The organism is Ruegeria arenilitoris (assembly GCF_013035315.1).
Classification (GTDB): domain Bacteria; phylum Pseudomonadota; class Alphaproteobacteria; order Rhodobacterales; family Rhodobacteraceae; genus Ruegeria; species Ruegeria arenilitoris_D.
Genome location: NZ_WQHP01000012.1, coordinates 40,931 through 56,606, shown reverse-complemented (window position 1 = coordinate 56,606; position 15,676 = coordinate 40,931). Strand labels below are relative to the sequence as shown.

At 58.2% G+C, this 15,676-nt stretch carries 17 protein-coding genes and 2 pseudogenes; 12 read left to right on the top strand and 7 right to left on the bottom strand.

The genetic code is table 11. From position 1 onward, the window contains the following. Nucleotides 1–101: 101 nt before the first annotated feature. A complete protein-coding gene (locus GOV53_RS19785; protein WP_170469805.1) occupies nt 102–1,577 on the bottom strand; it encodes an NAD-dependent succinate-semialdehyde dehydrogenase in 1,476 nt (491 codons plus the stop codon). Nucleotides 1,578–1,860: 283 nt separating this feature from the next. Here GOV53_RS19785 and GOV53_RS19780 point away from each other — a divergent pair, with 283 nt between their 5' ends. The 9 genes from GOV53_RS19780 to GOV53_RS19740 are packed head-to-tail and all read left to right on the top strand — an operon-like array spanning nt 1,861 to nt 9,258. Then, nucleotides 1,861–2,943, top strand: coding sequence for a hypothetical protein (locus GOV53_RS19780; protein WP_170469802.1), 1,083 nt, complete (start codon nt 1,861–1,863; stop codon nt 2,941–2,943). Nucleotides 2,944–2,954: 11 nt separating this feature from the next. Then, nucleotides 2,955–3,260 (top strand): hypothetical protein, encoded by a 306-nt coding sequence (locus GOV53_RS19775; protein WP_170428553.1) that lies wholly within the window; start codon nt 2,955–2,957, stop codon nt 3,258–3,260. After that, entirely contained in the window at nt 3,260–4,381 is a 1,122-nt protein-coding gene (locus GOV53_RS19770; RefSeq protein WP_170469800.1) for a hypothetical protein, read from the top strand. The genes GOV53_RS19775 and GOV53_RS19770 overlap by 1 nt, the downstream gene beginning before the upstream one ends. A gap of 22 nt (nt 4,382–4,403) precedes the next feature. Further along, entirely contained in the window at nt 4,404–6,335 is a 1,932-nt protein-coding gene (locus GOV53_RS19765) for an AAA family ATPase (RefSeq protein WP_170469797.1), read from the top strand. Beyond that, nucleotides 6,332–6,628, top strand: a complete 297-nt coding sequence (locus GOV53_RS19760) for a hypothetical protein (protein WP_170469794.1) — start codon at nt 6,332–6,334, stop codon at nt 6,626–6,628. The genes GOV53_RS19765 and GOV53_RS19760 overlap by 4 nt, the downstream gene beginning before the upstream one ends. 37 nt (nt 6,629–6,665) lie before the next feature. Continuing rightward, a complete protein-coding gene (locus GOV53_RS19755; RefSeq protein WP_170469792.1) occupies nt 6,666–7,001 on the top strand; it encodes a hypothetical protein in 336 nt (111 codons plus the stop codon). Further along, complete coding sequence (locus GOV53_RS19750; RefSeq protein WP_170469790.1) at nt 6,998–8,335, top strand: DUF6638 family protein; 1,338 nt, start codon at nt 6,998–7,000, stop codon at nt 8,333–8,335. The genes GOV53_RS19755 and GOV53_RS19750 overlap by 4 nt, the downstream gene beginning before the upstream one ends. Then, on the top strand, nt 8,336–8,602 hold the full coding sequence (locus GOV53_RS19745) for a hypothetical protein (protein ID WP_170428537.1): 267 nt from the start codon (nt 8,336–8,338) through the stop codon (nt 8,600–8,602). It abuts the gene before it with no gap. An 11-nt stretch (nt 8,603–8,613) separates the two neighbouring features. Continuing rightward, nucleotides 8,614–9,258, top strand: a complete 645-nt coding sequence (locus GOV53_RS19740) for a DUF1523 family protein (protein WP_170428533.1) — start codon at nt 8,614–8,616, stop codon at nt 9,256–9,258. A 32-nt stretch (nt 9,259–9,290) separates the two neighbouring features. Here the strand turns inward: GOV53_RS19740 and GOV53_RS19735 are convergent. The 6 genes and pseudogenes from GOV53_RS19735 to GOV53_RS19710 all read right to left on the bottom strand — a co-directional run. Next, a pseudogene (locus GOV53_RS19735) lies at nt 9,291–9,647 on the bottom strand (flagellar basal body P-ring protein FlgI); the annotation flags it as partial. Beyond that, nucleotides 9,639–10,559, bottom strand: a pseudogene (locus GOV53_RS19730) (FHIPEP family type III secretion protein); the annotation flags it as partial. The pseudogenes GOV53_RS19730 and GOV53_RS19735, both read right to left, overlap by 9 nt. A gap of 70 nt (nt 10,560–10,629) precedes the next feature. After that, nucleotides 10,630–11,316, bottom strand: a complete 687-nt coding sequence (locus tag GOV53_RS19725) for a transglycosylase SLT domain-containing protein (protein WP_170469787.1) — start codon at nt 11,314–11,316, stop codon at nt 10,630–10,632. Between the two features lie 73 nt (nt 11,317–11,389). After that, nucleotides 11,390–11,866, bottom strand: a complete 477-nt coding sequence (locus tag GOV53_RS19720) for an Lrp/AsnC family transcriptional regulator (protein WP_254439347.1) — start codon at nt 11,864–11,866, stop codon at nt 11,390–11,392. Next, nucleotides 11,853–13,085 carry an MFS transporter gene (locus GOV53_RS19715; RefSeq protein ID WP_170469784.1) on the bottom strand — a complete coding sequence of 411 codons (1,233 nt, stop codon included), beginning with the start codon at nt 13,083–13,085 and terminating at the stop codon, nt 11,853–11,855. The genes GOV53_RS19720 and GOV53_RS19715 overlap by 14 nt, the downstream gene beginning before the upstream one ends. A 3-nt stretch (nt 13,086–13,088) precedes the next feature. Then, entirely contained in the window at nt 13,089–13,352 is a 264-nt protein-coding gene (locus tag GOV53_RS19710) for a metal-sensing transcriptional repressor (RefSeq protein WP_170469781.1), read from the bottom strand. A gap of 134 nt (nt 13,353–13,486) precedes the next feature. On the opposite strand from GOV53_RS19710, the gene GOV53_RS19705 reads away from it, so the two are divergent. Genes GOV53_RS19705 through lptC form a run of 3 tightly spaced genes read left to right on the top strand, consistent with a single transcriptional unit; the run spans nt 13,487 to nt 15,675 of the window. Continuing rightward, nucleotides 13,487–14,101, top strand: a complete 615-nt coding sequence (locus GOV53_RS19705) for a ribonuclease D (protein ID WP_170469768.1) — start codon at nt 13,487–13,489, stop codon at nt 14,099–14,101. Beyond that, nucleotides 14,098–15,060, top strand: coding sequence for a KpsF/GutQ family sugar-phosphate isomerase (locus tag GOV53_RS19700; RefSeq protein WP_170428468.1), 963 nt, complete (start codon nt 14,098–14,100; stop codon nt 15,058–15,060). The genes GOV53_RS19705 and GOV53_RS19700 overlap by 4 nt, the downstream gene beginning before the upstream one ends. 33 nt (nt 15,061–15,093) lie before the next feature. After that, on the top strand, nt 15,094–15,675 hold the full coding sequence (lptC, locus tag GOV53_RS19695) for an LPS export ABC transporter periplasmic protein LptC (RefSeq protein WP_174823513.1): 582 nt from the start codon (nt 15,094–15,096) through the stop codon (nt 15,673–15,675). Nucleotide 15,676 lies beyond the last annotated feature (1 nt).

The following is a 15,676-nucleotide window of genomic DNA, read 5'->3' as shown; positions in this document are numbered from 1 at the left end:
AAGGGGGATGGACGCGGGTCATTGCAGGGATGTGACGGTTTGTTTGCAGTTTTGTGACAAACTGGATGGCCCCGGCGCGCTTGCGCCGGGGCCTTGTTTGATCAGACCGACAGGCAGACGTATTTCATCTCAAGATAGTCTTCCATCCCGTGGTGGCTGCCTTCGCGGCCCAGACCGGACTGTTTGACGCCGCCGAACGGGCCAAGCTCGGTCGAGATGATGCCGGTGTTCACGCCGACGATACCGTATTCCAGCGCTTCGGCCACTTTGTAGACGCGGCTCAGATCCTTGGCGTAGAAATACGACGCCAGACCAAAAATCGTGTCGTTGGCCATCGCGATCACATCGTCCTCGTCTTCGAACTTGAACAGCGGGGCCAGTGGGCCAAAGGTTTCGTCCTGCGCAACCATCATGTCCTGCGTGACGCCGGTTACGATGGTCGGCTGGAAGAAGGTACCGCCCAGATCATGGGGCAGGCCACCAGTCAGAACCGCACCGCCCTTGTCGGTCACGTCCTTGATGTGTTCTTCAACCTTGGCGACGGCTTCTTCGTTGATCAGCGGTCCGGTCGTGACGCCCTCGGCCAGTCCATCACCAACTTTCAGCGCCTCGACGGCGGCTTTCAGCTTGGCGGCGAACTCGTCATACACACCGGCCTGCACATAGATGCGGTTGGCGCAGACGCAGGTCTGACCGTTGTTGCGGAACTTGCACATCATCGCGCCTTCGACGGCGGCGTCCAGATCGGCATCGTCAAACACGATGAACGGCGCATTGCCGCCCAGTTCCATCGAGCACTTCATCACCTGATCGGCGGCTTGCTTCAGAAGGATGCGGCCCACTTCGGTCGAGCCGGTGAAGGTCAGCTTGCGGACGCCCGGGTTTTCGCAGAACTCCTTGCCGATTTCGCTCGCGCTGGAGGATGGAAGGACGTTGAATACACCAGCCGGGATACCGGCCTGTTCCGCCAGAACGCCCATAACCAGAGCCGAAAGCGGCGTTTCCTTGGCAGGGCGCGCAACAAAGGCACAGCCCGCGGCCAGCGCCGGAGCCGCCTTGCGGGTGATCATCGCATTGGGGAAGTTCCAGGGTGTGATCGAGGCCGCAACGCCGATCGGCTGTTTCAGCACCATGATCCGCTTGTCGCGCTGGTGGCCGGGGATCGTCTCGCCGTAAACGCGCTTTGCTTCTTCACCGAAGAATTCGATGAACGACGCGCCATAACCGATCTCTCCGACCGCTTCGGCAAGAGGCTTGCCTTGCTCGGCCGTCAGGATTTTGCCCAGATCTTCGGCGTTTTCCATCATCAGGTCATACCAGCGACGCAGGATTACAGCCCGCTCCTTGCCGGTCAGCTTGGCCCATTCTTTTTGCGCCGCTTCGGCCTGCGCGATTGCACCTGCGACCTGAGCGCGGCTGAGGTCCGCGACTTCGGCGACAACGTCACCACGCGCCGGGTTGGTTACGGCAAAAGTGCCATTGTCCCCGTCAACCCACTGACCGCCGATATAGGCTTTGGTCACCAGCAGATCGGGGTTTTTCAGGATTGATTTCAGGTCGGTTGTCGCGTCCAGCATGGGTCAGCCTCCGGCAGTAATAATTTGTTAGCACTCAAACAGGTGCCCTCCGGATTGTCTATGTCCACCCGTGCGGTCAAATCAATCCAGTTTTCGTATGGTAAACGTGACGTTTTTTTGCCTACCGCGCGCATTCACGCGATCTGCCGCGTAAGTGTCAAGCCGCCTATCTTTTTTGGGCGGAGTTTGCCAAAGTCTTTCTGTATTTGATGCCCAAGGGGATGTAAATCATCGTAACATTCCCTATCTTATTGGGTGCATAAGTAAAAAAGGGATAGGACAGATGTCGAACCAGCAGTTTGACGCGTTGATTCAGGAAACCCAAGCAAAAGTGCGCGAAAGCCAGTCGCAGATCGAAGGGCTGACATCCCGGATCGAGGCCGCGCGCGCCAAGATTGGAACCGCCGAGGCGGATATCGACATCGAAAACGCCACGCTTGAGGATGTGCACGCCCACACTGAGGTGATGAATGCCAATATCGCCGAGCTGATCATGGGTTTGGACGACGTCACCAACGCGTTTTCCAAGGATTTCGACGAGATGCGCTCGAAAACCGGGTGGGAGTCGTTTGTGGGCATCTTCGCCAAGGCCAAATCCGAGTCGATGCGGCAAGAGCGGATGCGCACGGCCAATATCGACGACAAACTGCAGGACCTGATCGCCAAGTCTGACGTGATCGTGAAGCTGCTGGAAGGGCAGTTGTCTGTTCTGGAAGAACAGCGCGTGAAGGTCGAGGACAACCTGACTGGTACGCTGGACGACCGCGAGGCGACCGTGGCTGAACTGGAAGCCTTACGTGCCGAGATCCAGGGCATGGACCCGACGATCATCACCTTGGAGAACAAGATCAGCGTCGAACAGGACGCCGCTGCGCGCACCCAGCTGGAAACCGAACTGGCTGAGCTGAACAAGCAATACAACGCCAAGGTTCAGGAGGAGCAGGTCAAGCTGGCCAAATCTCAAACGCTCGAGCGCTATATCGAAAAGGGTAAGACTTGGGTCGATTCACTGCAGAACCAGGCGGCGACTCAGATGGTGCTGATCAACAAGTTACAGACAGACACGCAACAGCGCGTGGTGCTGTATGACGCCCTGACCAAATCGCTGAAAACCGCGCAGCAGCAGGACGTGGCCCACCGCATCAACGAGATCGGTGTGCAGACCGACCAAGAGGCCCAAACCGCTATGGCCGCAATCGGCACCGCGACCAATCAGAAAATGGCCGACATGCTCGAGGCGCATGAGGACCACATGGTCTTTGCCCGCGACGTGCTTGAAAAAAAGGCCAAGGCAGACGAACGCTTTGCCCGCAGGTTCGCCTCGATTGTCGAGAAGCATGATAAGAATATGTACGGGGGTTCTTGAGGGTCACAATTGTGACTAAACAGACCAATAACCGTTATTCATCGGGTCTCACGCGCAGGGACATTCAGCTTCCCGCTTGGGTCGAGAATGCGATGATCCTGCGCTGGTTCGCTATTGGTCTTGGCGTAATTTTCTATTGGATCACAGAGTCCCTTTGGGCTCCGGCTATTGGGATAGCAGTGTTCGCTGGGGTCGGGCACTTGGTTTATTTTGTTTACAAAAAGGAAGACCCGGTTTCGGCCGAAATCGCGTTCCACAACGACACTGATGGGTATCACTCGGGAGACGCGGATGGGGACGGAGATGGTGGAGACTAATGGAGACTAACCCAACCCAAGACCATGTTGGCCTGACCGACACCTTCGCCTCGCGCCGCTATTTCCGCAAGTTTGAGGTGATCACTGTTCACCTCCTCCGCGTGGCTGCGACGATGGAGGCCGAGGGTGCGATCAGCAAACAAGAAGTGCGGATCGTGTCGCGTTACCTCTCGGGGCTGCTCTACACCTTCCGCGCGCTCAGCATGAAGTACCTGCTAGTCGGGCACGACACAGGGCGGTTCTTTGGCAGCCTCGCCATGGACAAACGTGACAGCGGGTTCCCGGTGGCGGCCGAGTTGCTGACCATGGCCAATGACGCGCAGCAGGCGCAGGTGCATCTGGCGAACATGCCCTCGGAGGATGATCTGAAAACCGACATGGTGCGGGCAATCATTGGCGATCAGGAAATCCCCACCAAACTGCAATTCGCACTGTCCCAAAGGCTCTATTACGAGGAATTGCTGAAAGGTCAGCTGTTCTGGGCCCGCAACGATCCCGAATGCCACTGGATCGGAAATGAGGGGGAACGGCGCAATTTCATGATCCACTGGGCGGTTTATGACAGCCAGATCAACCTGCCGGTCATCTATCTGATACAGTTGGAGGACGGCGGCAAGACGGCCCTGCCCAAGGACCAGCGCCGCTGGCCCGAGGTGCAGGCCCATCTGATGGCGCAGTCTTTGGGCGGGCTGAAACTGGTGACCATCGCCAAAGGCTTCGATCAGGATTTCGACGACCTGCACCCCAAACACCTGCGCCGCATTCATGTGGGGCCGATGTATTCCTCGGCTTATACCGAGCAATCTGGACCGCTGCGACAAGTGCTGGAGGACGCGCAGTCTCCGCAAGGCCAGGACTGGGCTTTGGCCTGGACCACGGAAGAACTGGAAAGCGAACAGGTAATCGAAGAACGCGCAGGATGGTTTTCCACCGTCGAGCGTGAGGTATTCGCCCTCGATCCTTTCGGTGGGCAGGGGGCCGAGACCGGCGCGACACGGACGCAGCGGTCGATCATCCTGCCACAGAGACCCTTTCAGGTGCTTGCCGAACGCAACCCACCCGGATTTGCAGACGTGCGCAAGTTCGTGGTCAGCAAGGCCGGACAGGTCTTGAGATATTGAATACAGCAAAGGCGATTTTGAGATGAGTTTGACGTCAGATCAGATGGAATTGCGCGAAGACGATATTCGCAAGCACTATCCGGCGGCGACCGCCTTGCTGACTGGATTTGAACACGCGCCGCGGATTGCGAAAGCCGTTGAGACCCCAGTTGAACGGTCCTCGGGTGTGTCCACAGGGCGCAGGTTTCGGTCCACGACGCCGGGGTTGGTGACACGGCGCACCGTGCGCGCGGATGGGGTGCATCTGGTTGAGCGAATCGAAGCGTCGGATGATGGTGATGCGCTGGTCTCACCGCCGCAGGCCACCACACAGCAAGCCATTCGGCGGGCCATCACAGTTTCTCTGGCTGTGGCCGAAACCTATGCGGAACAAACGCCATTGGCCGATCTGAAACGCGCGAATTTGGCGGGTGACCTACCGGTTGCTCGTAAGACCGAGTTCTCGGAGTTGCTGACCGCCGAGGCGCTCATCACGCTGCACACATTCGGCAATGCGCTGGCTTACCTGATGTCTTCGCATCTGGGCGAAACCACCGTCGATCTGGGTGAAATCGAGGAGGTTCTGACCGACAATGGCCAACTTGCCCTGCATGGCGCATTGTGGGAGCTGGACCAGACCCTGGCAAAACACGCCCCCGACGATGCCCACCTGATTGCGGCCACCAGCGCCTATGCCGAGCAGTTGATGGAGAAAGCCGTCTTGCGCGCGCAGTCCGCAGGTCACCTCGCGCCATTCCAAAACACCGCTTGGCATATCGAGGCGGATGACCTGACGATCCGCGGCTTCGAGCCTGCGACCAAGGCCAAATCCACCACCCTGACCATGACGTTCAAGAAGCCGAACGAGGTGGTCGGCAACCATATCGCCAAGTATCAGGCGATGAAGTTGGCCAAGATGCTGATGGCCTATGATTTCGACCGCCGCCTGAACCCCTTTGCGGAACTCGGCGGGTTCATCTTCACCTTCATGAGTGACGGCAAACCGGGTACCGGCAAGACCACCCTGATCCAGATGATGGCCGGGCTGATCAACGAATATTGCCAGAACGCGGGCTATCCGTTCCGCTATCAGAACCTGAGCACCGACAATATCGACAGCTATCAGGGCAAATCCGGCCAGAACGCCAAGGCGTTTATCAACACGATCATCGACCCCTCGGTCATCGGGTTCGGCACCATCGACGACATCGACCAGCTGGCGGGCAAACGCGGTGACCGGCAGTCCTCGGCCGGGCAGTTGGAAATCACCGCCGTGCTGATGGAGAGCTTTGCGGGAGCCAACACCGTTGTGCGCGGCAACTGCACCTTTGGCATGTTCTCGAACTACCCCGAGAACGTGGACGACGCCCTGCGCCAGCGGGCGGGCGCGCGGTTCCTGGTGGACGGGCCGCAGACGCGCGAGGACTACATCGACATCCTGCACCTGCTGATGGGCCGCAACCACGACATCCCGCTGGGCGAGCACGACGCCTATGCCGCGCAAGAAATCAAAAAGGCCGTCGCCGCCAGCTTCGAAAGCCACTCCCGCCCGCATGAGGATGCCTTGCTGCAGGTCTATGACCGGGTGTCCGGCGATATCGGCCAGATGGACACGATCGCTAAGCTAGGCACCTACCTCAAGGCGATCCAAGCCGCCGATGAGCGATTCACCGGCCGCGCGATCAAGAACATCACCGACGCGGTCAAAGTCCGCGCGATGGATTTCGAACTGCCCGACGAATGGATGGAAAACCCCGACCTGTTCCTGTTCCGCGACTACGACACCAAGAAGGCCATGATCGAAGACCTGCGCCAGCCGATCACGGTCGAGATGGTGATGCAAGAGATCAATCGCTACGCCGACAGCGAATTCCGCTATGCCGACAAGAGCGACGAGGTCGCCATCGAGAACGCGGTGCGCGAAATGGGCCGGATGGAAGAGGCCAAGCGGCGGTATCTGGAGGGGAAGGGGTGACGCTGGTTGTAGCAATTGCAGGACTTGCTCTTGTTTTGGGTTTCACAATGCCTTTGCGATGGGGCGTGATCGGCTTTCTGGGGGTAGCGGTGCTATTGTTTATCTGCCAGTTCGGGATCAATGCGGGCAGCGGGTTCGAAGGCACCTCGTGGGAAGAATCTCTGATCCTGTTTGAAGGCAGCGTGATGTCTTACTTCGGGTTCAATCTGCAGATCACGGCGCGGTCTTTTGCGTTGCCGTTGTTCGCGTTGGCTGTCGTGGTTGTTGGTAGGTTCGGCAGGAGATTAAATTGAGTTCAACACACTCGATTAGTTTGTAGGGAGTACTTGGGTGCTTGATATCGTCTTTCTGATAACCTGTGCTCTTCTGGCCTATGCTGGAATCAAGTTTGTCCTCTGGGCGTTCCGGTTCAGCTTGCCGGTTCCTTTGGGTAGCTTCATGTGGCTGCGGTTCTTCTTCTGGTGGACTCTCACTCTTTTTGCTGCAGTAGCTGCTTACTTCGGTGTAGCCGTGGCGGCGTGTTGCCGCCATTTCGAGATTTTGAATTTGGACCAAAGGTTGGATTCTTCAGTACTGTTGTTAGGAGGGCTGGTTTTGTCCGCGCCCTATTGGGCAGGTTTGATAAATGGCATCAATTTGCAGGCATCGCATAGGTGGTCCGAATGATCCGCCTCATCGAAAAAGGCCTGATGTTCGGCAACCTCGTCCACATCTCCAGCCCGGCTCTGGTCGAGCGGTATAACCGCGCGTTGCAGCATCTGGCGGGCAAGAGCACGGCGCTGATGGATTTCCATGTCGATATCTCGGGCTATTCGCCGGAGGTGGGGATTGAGCTGGACGACCCGCTCTACCTCAACCCCAACGGGGTCAACCGGCAGTTCATTCTGCTAACGACCGAACAGAAACGCGCGCCGTTGCTGAACGTCAAATTCTCGACCTCGCGCGATATCCTGCGCGAATTCATCGAGATGAACGAGGCGCAACTGTTTGCCCTGACCGCCACCGACGCGGTGGCCGGAGAGCTGGTGAACTCAGTCTTCAAACTCACCACCCCGCGCGATCTGCTGAACCTGCGCAAGATCGAGATTGAGGCTGATACCGCTGGCGGAACCCTACGCAAGGCCGAGCAACTCGCGGGCATGGTCGAACAGTTCAAAACCGAAGAAGACGCCTGGTTCGACGATGTGCTGATCGCCAAGATGATCGAAACGGCCAGGGAAACCGGTGACGTCACCCGTAACCCTGTCCGCTTGCGCCATACCGCGTTCGAGCAGCGCAACTTTTGGACCGCGCATTTCGGTGGGCTCTATCTGTTCCCGGATCTGGATCACCCGGCCGCCATTTGTATGGAAGACGTGCCAGACGATCTTCCGCTGAAACACGTCTTTCAAAAGGCACAGCGCAATCAGATCGCCAAGTTTCTTGGGCTGAACAACCTTGTCGAAACGATCATCGAAGCGCGGGGCGTGGACTCGAGCGCGATCCTGCAACAGAAGATGGATTTTCTGACGGTTTCCGCTGCTGCGGATGCGGGCGTGGATATGGCGGGGCTGGATCGCAGCGATATGCGCCGGTTGGCGCGCAACCATGCCGACCGCCTGCCCGAGGCCTATCACGGCCTTACGCAATTGCTGCGCTGGGCAAAGGATGGCGGACCATGGCCGCGCATCACCTCGGATCATCCGGCTTACTTCTACACCTTGCGGGCGACCGACACACCGAACAGAGATCTGGTTAACATGCTGCTGGCCGAAATGGCGCCGCTGGACCCACGCCAGATGTTCATTTGCCACAAGGAACTGTTCTACCGGACCTACGCAACCTGGCCGGAAGCTAAAAAAGCTTATGTTGCCGACTATCTTGCGCGCGAGTATCAGGTGGACAAAGCGGGTGCTCGGGCCGCGCTGTTCGGCCATGAACCGGACATGAGCGGCAGCGACCGGGTCAGCAATGAGGTCATCGTAAGGGTCGGTCCCTGGGGTGCCGTTGGGAGAAGTTGAATGTTTGTCGCGCTGCGCTTTTTGATCCCTTTGCTGATTTTCCTTACGATCCTGTATGTGGGCGTGTCGATTTATTCCCGCTGGGTGAGGCGGGGTAAGCTGATCGCGCATTGGGAGAAAAAGGGTCTTACCGGCGATCGGGACGCGTTTGTCCAGCGCGGTCTGCAGAAATACGATGGATCGTTTCGCCGAAAACTGATCCTTGGGATCTACGTCGTACCGCTGGGTCTGATCGCGATCCTGATTTACGTTTCGAATTTCATGTGAGGGTTTCGCAGATGCGTTACATCAAATGGGGCTTTATCATTCTGTTCTGGGGCACGATTGCGGCGGTGTTGAACTACACCTTGCCGCAGCACGATGTGGTGCGGATCTCGGATACCTATGAAAAACGGATCGACCCCGGGGAAAATAGCATCTTCTGGTCGGTTCATGATGTCGGCAGTGATGCGACAACACCAAACCGCGACGTGTTTTTTATCCAGACACGTAAAACCAATGGCAAAGTCATGGTCTATCGCAATGAAGACACCGGCTGGGGCTGGCCGCCCTATTTCAAACTTAACTCCTCGAATTTGCAGGCCGAAGCAGCGGATTTAAAATCAACGACCGAAGCACCTCGTTGGGTGGTTGTGCGCCACTATGGTTGGCGCAGTGAGTTCCTGTCGATTTTCCCAAATGCGGTGAAAATCTGGGCGGTCGACAACCCGGATGTGCGGATCATCCCGTGGTTCAACATTATCTTCCTGACCGTTTTCTTCGCGATCGTTTGGGCCCTATGGGTCCGCTGGCGTCGGTTTCGTGAAGCACGGGTCGACCCCGTGATCGAGAATATGGAAGATGGCCTGTACGCTGCCGGGGATGCCATTGAAGAACAAGGCGGCAAGTTCAAGAGATGGCTGAACAGCTGGAAGTCGAAGTAATCAAATCTGGGGCCGCTTGGCCCCAGATTTTCTTAGCGAACGACAAATTCGGCGTGTAGGGCACCTGCAGCTTTGATCGTTTTGAGAATATCGATCATATCACGCGGCGACACTCCCAATGCGTTCAGACCGGCGACGACTTCGGACAGGGTTGTTGCTTCGGGTATTTCGGCCAGTCCGGTGCCTTCCTCTTCCTCTATTCCGGCGATGGTCCTTGGCACGACAACGGTCTCGCCACGTGCAAACGGGTTAGGTTGCACAGCAATCGGAGCCCCTTCGACCGTAAGTGACAGATTGCCTTGCGACACTGCCACGCGGGAAATCCGAACCTCTTGCCCCATGACAATGGTGCCCGAGCGCTGATCGACCACAACACAGGCCTTGGCCTCTGCCCTTTGTTTGCGCTGAACCGAACAAGCGGCATACCCCAGCACACCCGCCCCAAGGATAAAGGGCAAATAAGGCAGACGGCACCAAGGCAAACAGCACCACCAACACAGCAACCGTACCCAGCGCCGCCGGGTGCCGTCCCAACTGCGAGAAAATCGCACTGTCGGTCGCGCCCTGCGTGCCGCCCCTGGCCAGCAGCAGCGCAGAGGCGATTGAGATGATCACGGCGGGAATCTGTGAGACCAGCCCGTCGCCCACGGTCAGAATGGCATAGGTCTCAAACGCGGAAGAGACAGGCATTCCGTGCACGATCACGCCCATAATAAGGCCCATCACAAGGTTCAGCAGAGTGATCAGCAACCCTGCAACCGCGTCGCCTTTGACGAATTTCGACGCCCCGTCGAGCGAGCCGAAAAACGTGGTCTCTTGCTGCTCGCGTTCGCGGCGTTCCTTGGCCTGCTGGTGGTCGATGGCCCCGGCGGACATGTCGCTGTCGATGGCCAGCTGCTTGCCGGGCATCCCGTCTAGCGCAAAGCGCGCGCCAACTTCGGCCATGCGTGCGGCACCTTTGGTGATGACCATGAAGTTCACGATCAGCAACACGCCAAAGACCACGAACCCCAGGAAGATACTGCCGCCCATAACGAAATTCGCAAAGCCTTCGATGACGTCCCCAGCGGCGTTGGGCCGGTATGTCCCTGTCCGATGATTAGTTTAGTCGAGGAGACATTCAATGATAGCCGCAGCATCAGCGAGGCCAGCAGGATCGTCGGAAAGGACGAAAAATCCAGCGGCCGTTCGATGAACAGCGTCAGGGTAAAAATCAGGATCGCCAGCGCGAATGAGGCGGACAAGCCCACATCCAGAACCCAGGCGGGCATCGGCAGGATCATCATCACGATGACCATCATCAGCGCCAGCGCCAGCAGAACGGTAGGAGAGAACAGGGAACGAGCGTCGATCTTGGGCACTCGGGGGCTCCTAGTTGAACTGGATGAAAGCGGTGGCGGCTCCGGCCACCGGCACCAAAGAGCCCATCGCGCCATGGTCGGTTGGGGCCTGAAGCGGGATCAGCGGGCTGGCGGCACCGGTAAAGGGATCGCGCGCGGCAAGCTCGGTCGCGGTCGACCCGTCCAACTGTGCCAGAATGGTCTGAAAGCGCCCAATATAGGCGTTGGCCAATTCAGGTGTGCGTGAATGATAGGCCCCGGCAGCTGCGGACCACGAGCCCAGCTCGGCATGAAGATCTTTCAGGAAACGCGCCGCATAGGTGGCATTTTCATCAGGGTCAAACATGGCGTCGATCGACCGGAACGCTTTGCCATGCCAGCGATAGTTGATCTGGAAACATCCGACGTCAAAGCTGCGCTTGCCTGCTTTGAAGATGTTGAACAGATAGGACTTTGCCTCCGACTCGGACGGGAACCAAAAGCCTTTTCCTTCGACATTGATCGTCCAGGGCCACGGGTGCAGCGTGCCGTCCAGCGCGCGACCGGTTTCCAGGCGTGTTATCGCACGCATAATGTCCAGCGGCACGCCTTCGGACCGGGCTGCGCGCTGGGCGGCGGCGTCGCAGATTTGGGCGACGCGGGTGTCGGACATGGCGAAACCCTGTGGCGCGTCAAACAGCGCCACCAGGGCCAGTCCTAAGATCGTTCGATTGGGCATTCTGCCGGTCCGGGATTCTGATCAGTCCGGGCCAAGCTAGCCGCGCCAAGGTTTACAGAGGGTTATTGGGCATTCAGATTCGGTCAATCCGACGACCGAAGACGACGCTGGTATTGGTGCGCAAAACACCGGGTATCTTAGCCAGTTCGTCGACCAGAATATCCAGATCCTCGATCCGGGGGGCCTCGGCGGACAGCAGCAGATCGAACTCGCCGTTGATCGACAGGCAGAGTTTAACCTCCGGGTAGGCCTCAAGCCGCTTGATGATCCGCGTGGTCTCTTTTTGCTGAACTTCCAGCAATACGACGACCTGAACGCGTGGGGCATCTTCGGGGGCGGTCAGCACCACCGAGTATCCGGCGATCACCCCACGCTCTTCCATCCGCTGGATACGCTCATGCACGGTGGTCCGGGCCACACCCAGCTTCGCCGCGATCTTGGTGGTGGATTCACGTGCGTTGTGCTGTAAAGCCGAGATAATGCTGCGGTCGAGTTGATCCATGAGGCCAAGGTTTAGTGCAAAGCCACCGGGATACTCAAGCTTTGTCAATACGTTCGCCAGGTGCGGTTTCGTGCTTGCCGCGCGGCCAGATTAATGGCGCGGCACACAAACCCAAAAGCGCAGCAAGAGACATCCACAACAACGCCTGTTCGGTTCCCTTGGTGGTCATAAGCCATCCCGCCAGCGGATACAGCACCAGCCAGCAGGCATGAGACAGCGTGAATTGTGCCGCAAAAACGGCCGGTCTGTCCTCTGGTTTGGCCGTACGCGTCAGCAACCGGCCCGAAGGGGTCAAGGTAGACGAGTATCCAAAGCCGACGACGGCCCACAGCGCGGTCAGCCCCCATAGCGGCATCGCAAGCGCAGCAAACAGCGCTGCCGAAATCGCCATCGTGACCGTCCCGATTGCCGCTCCGGCCAGCATGACGCTGCGGTCCCCGAACCTGTCAAGAAGGGAAGGCAGGGCAAAGGCCGCCAGCATGGACCCGCCACCGAATCCTGCCAACGCGATGCCCACCGCACTGTCAGGCAGGCCAAGGTTGGCGCGGACGATGACGACGGTGTTCACAATGACCATCGCGCTGAGCGCCGCGGCGCTCCAGGTCAGGGTCAGCAACCCACGCAGACGTGCTGTGTTCAGATATATCCGAATGCCCCGAGTTGTACGGTCATAGATCCCTCGGCGTTTCGTTGGTTTGGGTGAGGGCAGGGCGACTGACACCACCAAAAGCGCCGAGGCCAAGAACCCAAAGCTTGTGCCCCAAAACAGGCTGTCAAAGCTCATGACCAACAAGAGCGCCGCAGCCAAAGCAGGGCTGAGCAGGCTTTCCAGGTCATAGGCCAGCCGAGACAGCGACAGGGCCTTGGTATAGTCTTGCTCATCGGTCAGTACGTCCGGGATTGTGGCCTGAAACGCTGGAGTGAAACCGGCCGAGGCTGATTGCAGTACAAAGATCAGAACGTAGATCTGCCAAATCTCGGTTACAAACGGCAGACAGACCGCCACGGCTGCGCGTACAGTGTCCAGAACAACCAGCATTTTGCGTCGATCCAACCGTTCGGCAAAGGCCGCGGCCAGTGGGGCGACGGTCACATAGGCGGCCATCTTGATGGTCAGGGCGGTTCCCAAAACCATGCCCGCGGCCTCTCCTGCGAGGTCAAAGGCAAGCAGACCCAATGCAACCGTCGCCAGACCGGTCCCGGCAAGCGCAACAACTTGTGCGGCAAGCAAATGGCGATAGACGCGGTTTCCAAGGACGCTCAGCATCTTTCAAAGATACTTTGTTATGGCCTTGAAGTCGTCGACGTCTGTTTCTTTGGCCCCATTGGCAGGGGACAGGCAGTGGTCGATGTGATCGTGGATCAAGGCGCGTTTTGCGTTGGTGATCGCTTTTTCCACCGCAAAAAGCTGCTGCGCGATATCTGTACAAGGGGCCTGATCGTTAAGCATGTCTATGACTTTGGCCAAGTGGCCATGTGCGCGTTTGAGGCGAGCGTAGATCTGAGGGTGGGATTCGTGTGTGTGTTGGGTCATTGAATAACCCTATCCCCCCCATATGGATACAGTCAATGCGGCCTGCAGGTCACTGCCGCATAGATATGGATGGCGTTGAGTTTAGGGCCCAAACCTCCTATCTCGGGGACAATACCGGACAAAGGACAAGCCTCGTGGCAAACCATCTCTACAAAAACGACCTGCCGGACGGGTTGGATATGGGCCCCGTTGTGGCCATCGACTGTGAAACCATGGGTCTGAACCCGCATCGGGATCGGCTGTGTGTGATCCAAATGTCGGGCGGCGACGGGCACAGCCATATCGTTCAGGTCGAAAAAGGCCAGACCGAGGCACCGAACCTGTGTGCGATGCTGGAAAACCCCGATGTGCTAAAGCTGTTCCACTTTGGCCGTTTCGACATTGCCGCAATGTACCACACGTTTGGGGCGCTGGCCGCACCGGTCTATTGCACTAAGATCGCCAGCCGTCTGGTCCGCACCTATACCGACCGCCATGGCCTGAAGAACCTGTGTCAGGAACTGATCGGCGTCGATATCTCAAAACAGCAGCAGATGAGCGATTGGGGCGCTGAGACCCTCACAGACGCGCAGCTGGACTATGCGGCCTCGGATGTTCTGTACCTGCACCAGCTGCGCGACGCGCTGGACGGGCGTTTGGCCCGCGAAGGCCGCACCGAAATGGCGCAGGCCTGTTTTGACTTCTTGCCGATGCGTGCGAAACTCGACCTCGCAGGCTGGCCCGAAACGGATATCTTTGCGCACTCATGACCGATACCGAAGCATTCCTGAGAACCGCGCGACAGGTCGTCACCGACGAAGCCCGCGCGCTGGACGTTCTGGCCGACAGCCTGGATGAGCGTTTCGCCGAAGCCGTGCAGCTGATCCTGCAGGCTCCGGGTCGCATCATTGTCAGTGGTATCGGCAAGTCGGGCCATATTGGCCACAAGATTGCTGCCACGCTGGCCAGCACCGGAACGCCCGCCTATTTCGTACACCCGGCCGAGGCCAGCCATGGCGATCTGGGCATGGTGTCCAAAGGCGATGTTGTATTGGCTATTTCAAACTCGGGCGAGGCTCCGGAATTGGTCAATCTGCTGGCCTTTACGCGCCGGTTCGGAATTCCGCTGATCGGCCTGTCCAGCAAGCCGGAAAGCACGCTGATGAAACAGGCAGACGTGCATTTGCTGATTCCATCCATGGGTGAGGCTTGTGGTTTTGGTATGGTGCCGTCGATTTCGACCACGCTGACCCTGGCGATGGGTGATGCGCTGGCGATTGCGCTGATGAAGTATCGCGATTTCAAACCCGAGGATTTCCGCGCTTACCACCCTGGTGGCAAGCTGGGTGCGCAGCTGTCTACGGTGCGCGATCTGATGCATTCCGATCTGCCGCTGGTGCCAGCAGGAACCCCGATGGGCGAGGCGCTGTTGGTCATGAGCCAAAAGAGCTTTGGCGTTGTCGGGGTCACCGACACAGAAGGTCGCCTGGTCGGAATCGTGACCGATGGCGACCTGCGTCGCAACATGGACGGGCTGCTGGACAAGACCACCGAAGAAGTGATGACCACCAACCCGATGACCATTGCGCCCAACGCGATGGCGGAGGAGGCCGTGGCGATCATGAATGACCGCAAGATCACCTCGTTGTTTGTTGTCGATCCGGACACGCAAGGACCCGCCGAAGGGTTGTTGCACATCCACGACTGCCTGCGCGTCGGGCTGGGTTAAGCGGAGGGCGGCCCGGTGGACGGACACTCTCGCATGGTCCAATTCCTCAAGGTGGCGCTGCCGTTGGTGGCCATCGGAATGCTGTCGACTGTCTTCCTGCTGTCGCGCAGTATCCAGACCAACGTGAGCGTGCCTTTCTCGCAACAGGATATCGACGAACGCTTGGCCGAGCAGGTCGTGACCCAGCCCGATTATCGCGGCACAACCCGTAAAGGCGAAGACGTTCAGATCGAAGCCACCCGAGCCACTCAGGGGACCGAAGGCGAAGCGCCCACGGCCGCAGAATTCCGCGGTCGTTTGGGTTTGTTGAGTGGCGGTGTGATCACGCTGGATTCAAACTCTGGCATGATCCGCCCGGATAAGAACACAGCGACGTTTGTGGGCGACGTCGTGATCACAACAACGGACGGAATCGTTGTTACGACCGATCTGTTGAACACTGCGCTGGACGAAATTCGTGGGGACACGCCCGGTCAGGTCGATGGAACTGGAATTATCGGCGATTTCACCGCTGGCCGCATGACATTTGGAACGGAAAAAAAAGACGGGCCGGTCCATATTATTTTTACAGACGGCGTGAAGTTGGTGTATGAGCCTCAAAAAGCAGAAAGATAAC

Excerpts from the sequence above, each read along its gene's own strand:
- GOV53_RS19725 (WP_170469787.1), bottom strand. The coding sequence starts at position 11,316 with ATGCCCAATCGAACGATCTTAGGACTGGCCCTGGTGGCGCTGTTTGAC.
- GOV53_RS19785 (WP_170469805.1), bottom strand. The coding sequence starts at position 1,577 with ATGCTGGACGCGACAACCGACCTGAAATCAATCCTGAAAAACCCCGAT.
- GOV53_RS19700 (WP_170428468.1), top strand. The coding sequence starts at position 14,098 with ATGACCGATACCGAAGCATTCCTGAGAACCGCGCGACAGGTCGTCACC.
- GOV53_RS19715 (WP_170469784.1), bottom strand. The coding sequence starts at position 13,085 with ATGCTGAGCGTCCTTGGAAACCGCGTCTATCGCCATTTGCTTGCCGCA.
- GOV53_RS19745 (WP_170428537.1), top strand. The coding sequence starts at position 8,336 with ATGTTTGTCGCGCTGCGCTTTTTGATCCCTTTGCTGATTTTCCTTACG.
- GOV53_RS19740 (WP_170428533.1), top strand. The coding sequence starts at position 8,614 with ATGCGTTACATCAAATGGGGCTTTATCATTCTGTTCTGGGGCACGATT.
- GOV53_RS19750 (WP_170469790.1), top strand. The coding sequence starts at position 6,998 with ATGATCCGCCTCATCGAAAAAGGCCTGATGTTCGGCAACCTCGTCCAC.
- lptC (WP_174823513.1), top strand. The coding sequence starts at position 15,094 with ATGGTCCAATTCCTCAAGGTGGCGCTGCCGTTGGTGGCCATCGGAATG.
- GOV53_RS19770 (WP_170469800.1), top strand. The coding sequence starts at position 3,260 with ATGGAGACTAACCCAACCCAAGACCATGTTGGCCTGACCGACACCTTC.
- GOV53_RS19780 (WP_170469802.1), top strand. The coding sequence starts at position 1,861 with ATGTCGAACCAGCAGTTTGACGCGTTGATTCAGGAAACCCAAGCAAAA.
- GOV53_RS19765 (WP_170469797.1), top strand. The coding sequence starts at position 4,404 with ATGAGTTTGACGTCAGATCAGATGGAATTGCGCGAAGACGATATTCGC.
- GOV53_RS19710 (WP_170469781.1), bottom strand. The coding sequence starts at position 13,352 with ATGACCCAACACACACACGAATCCCACCCTCAGATCTACGCTCGCCTC.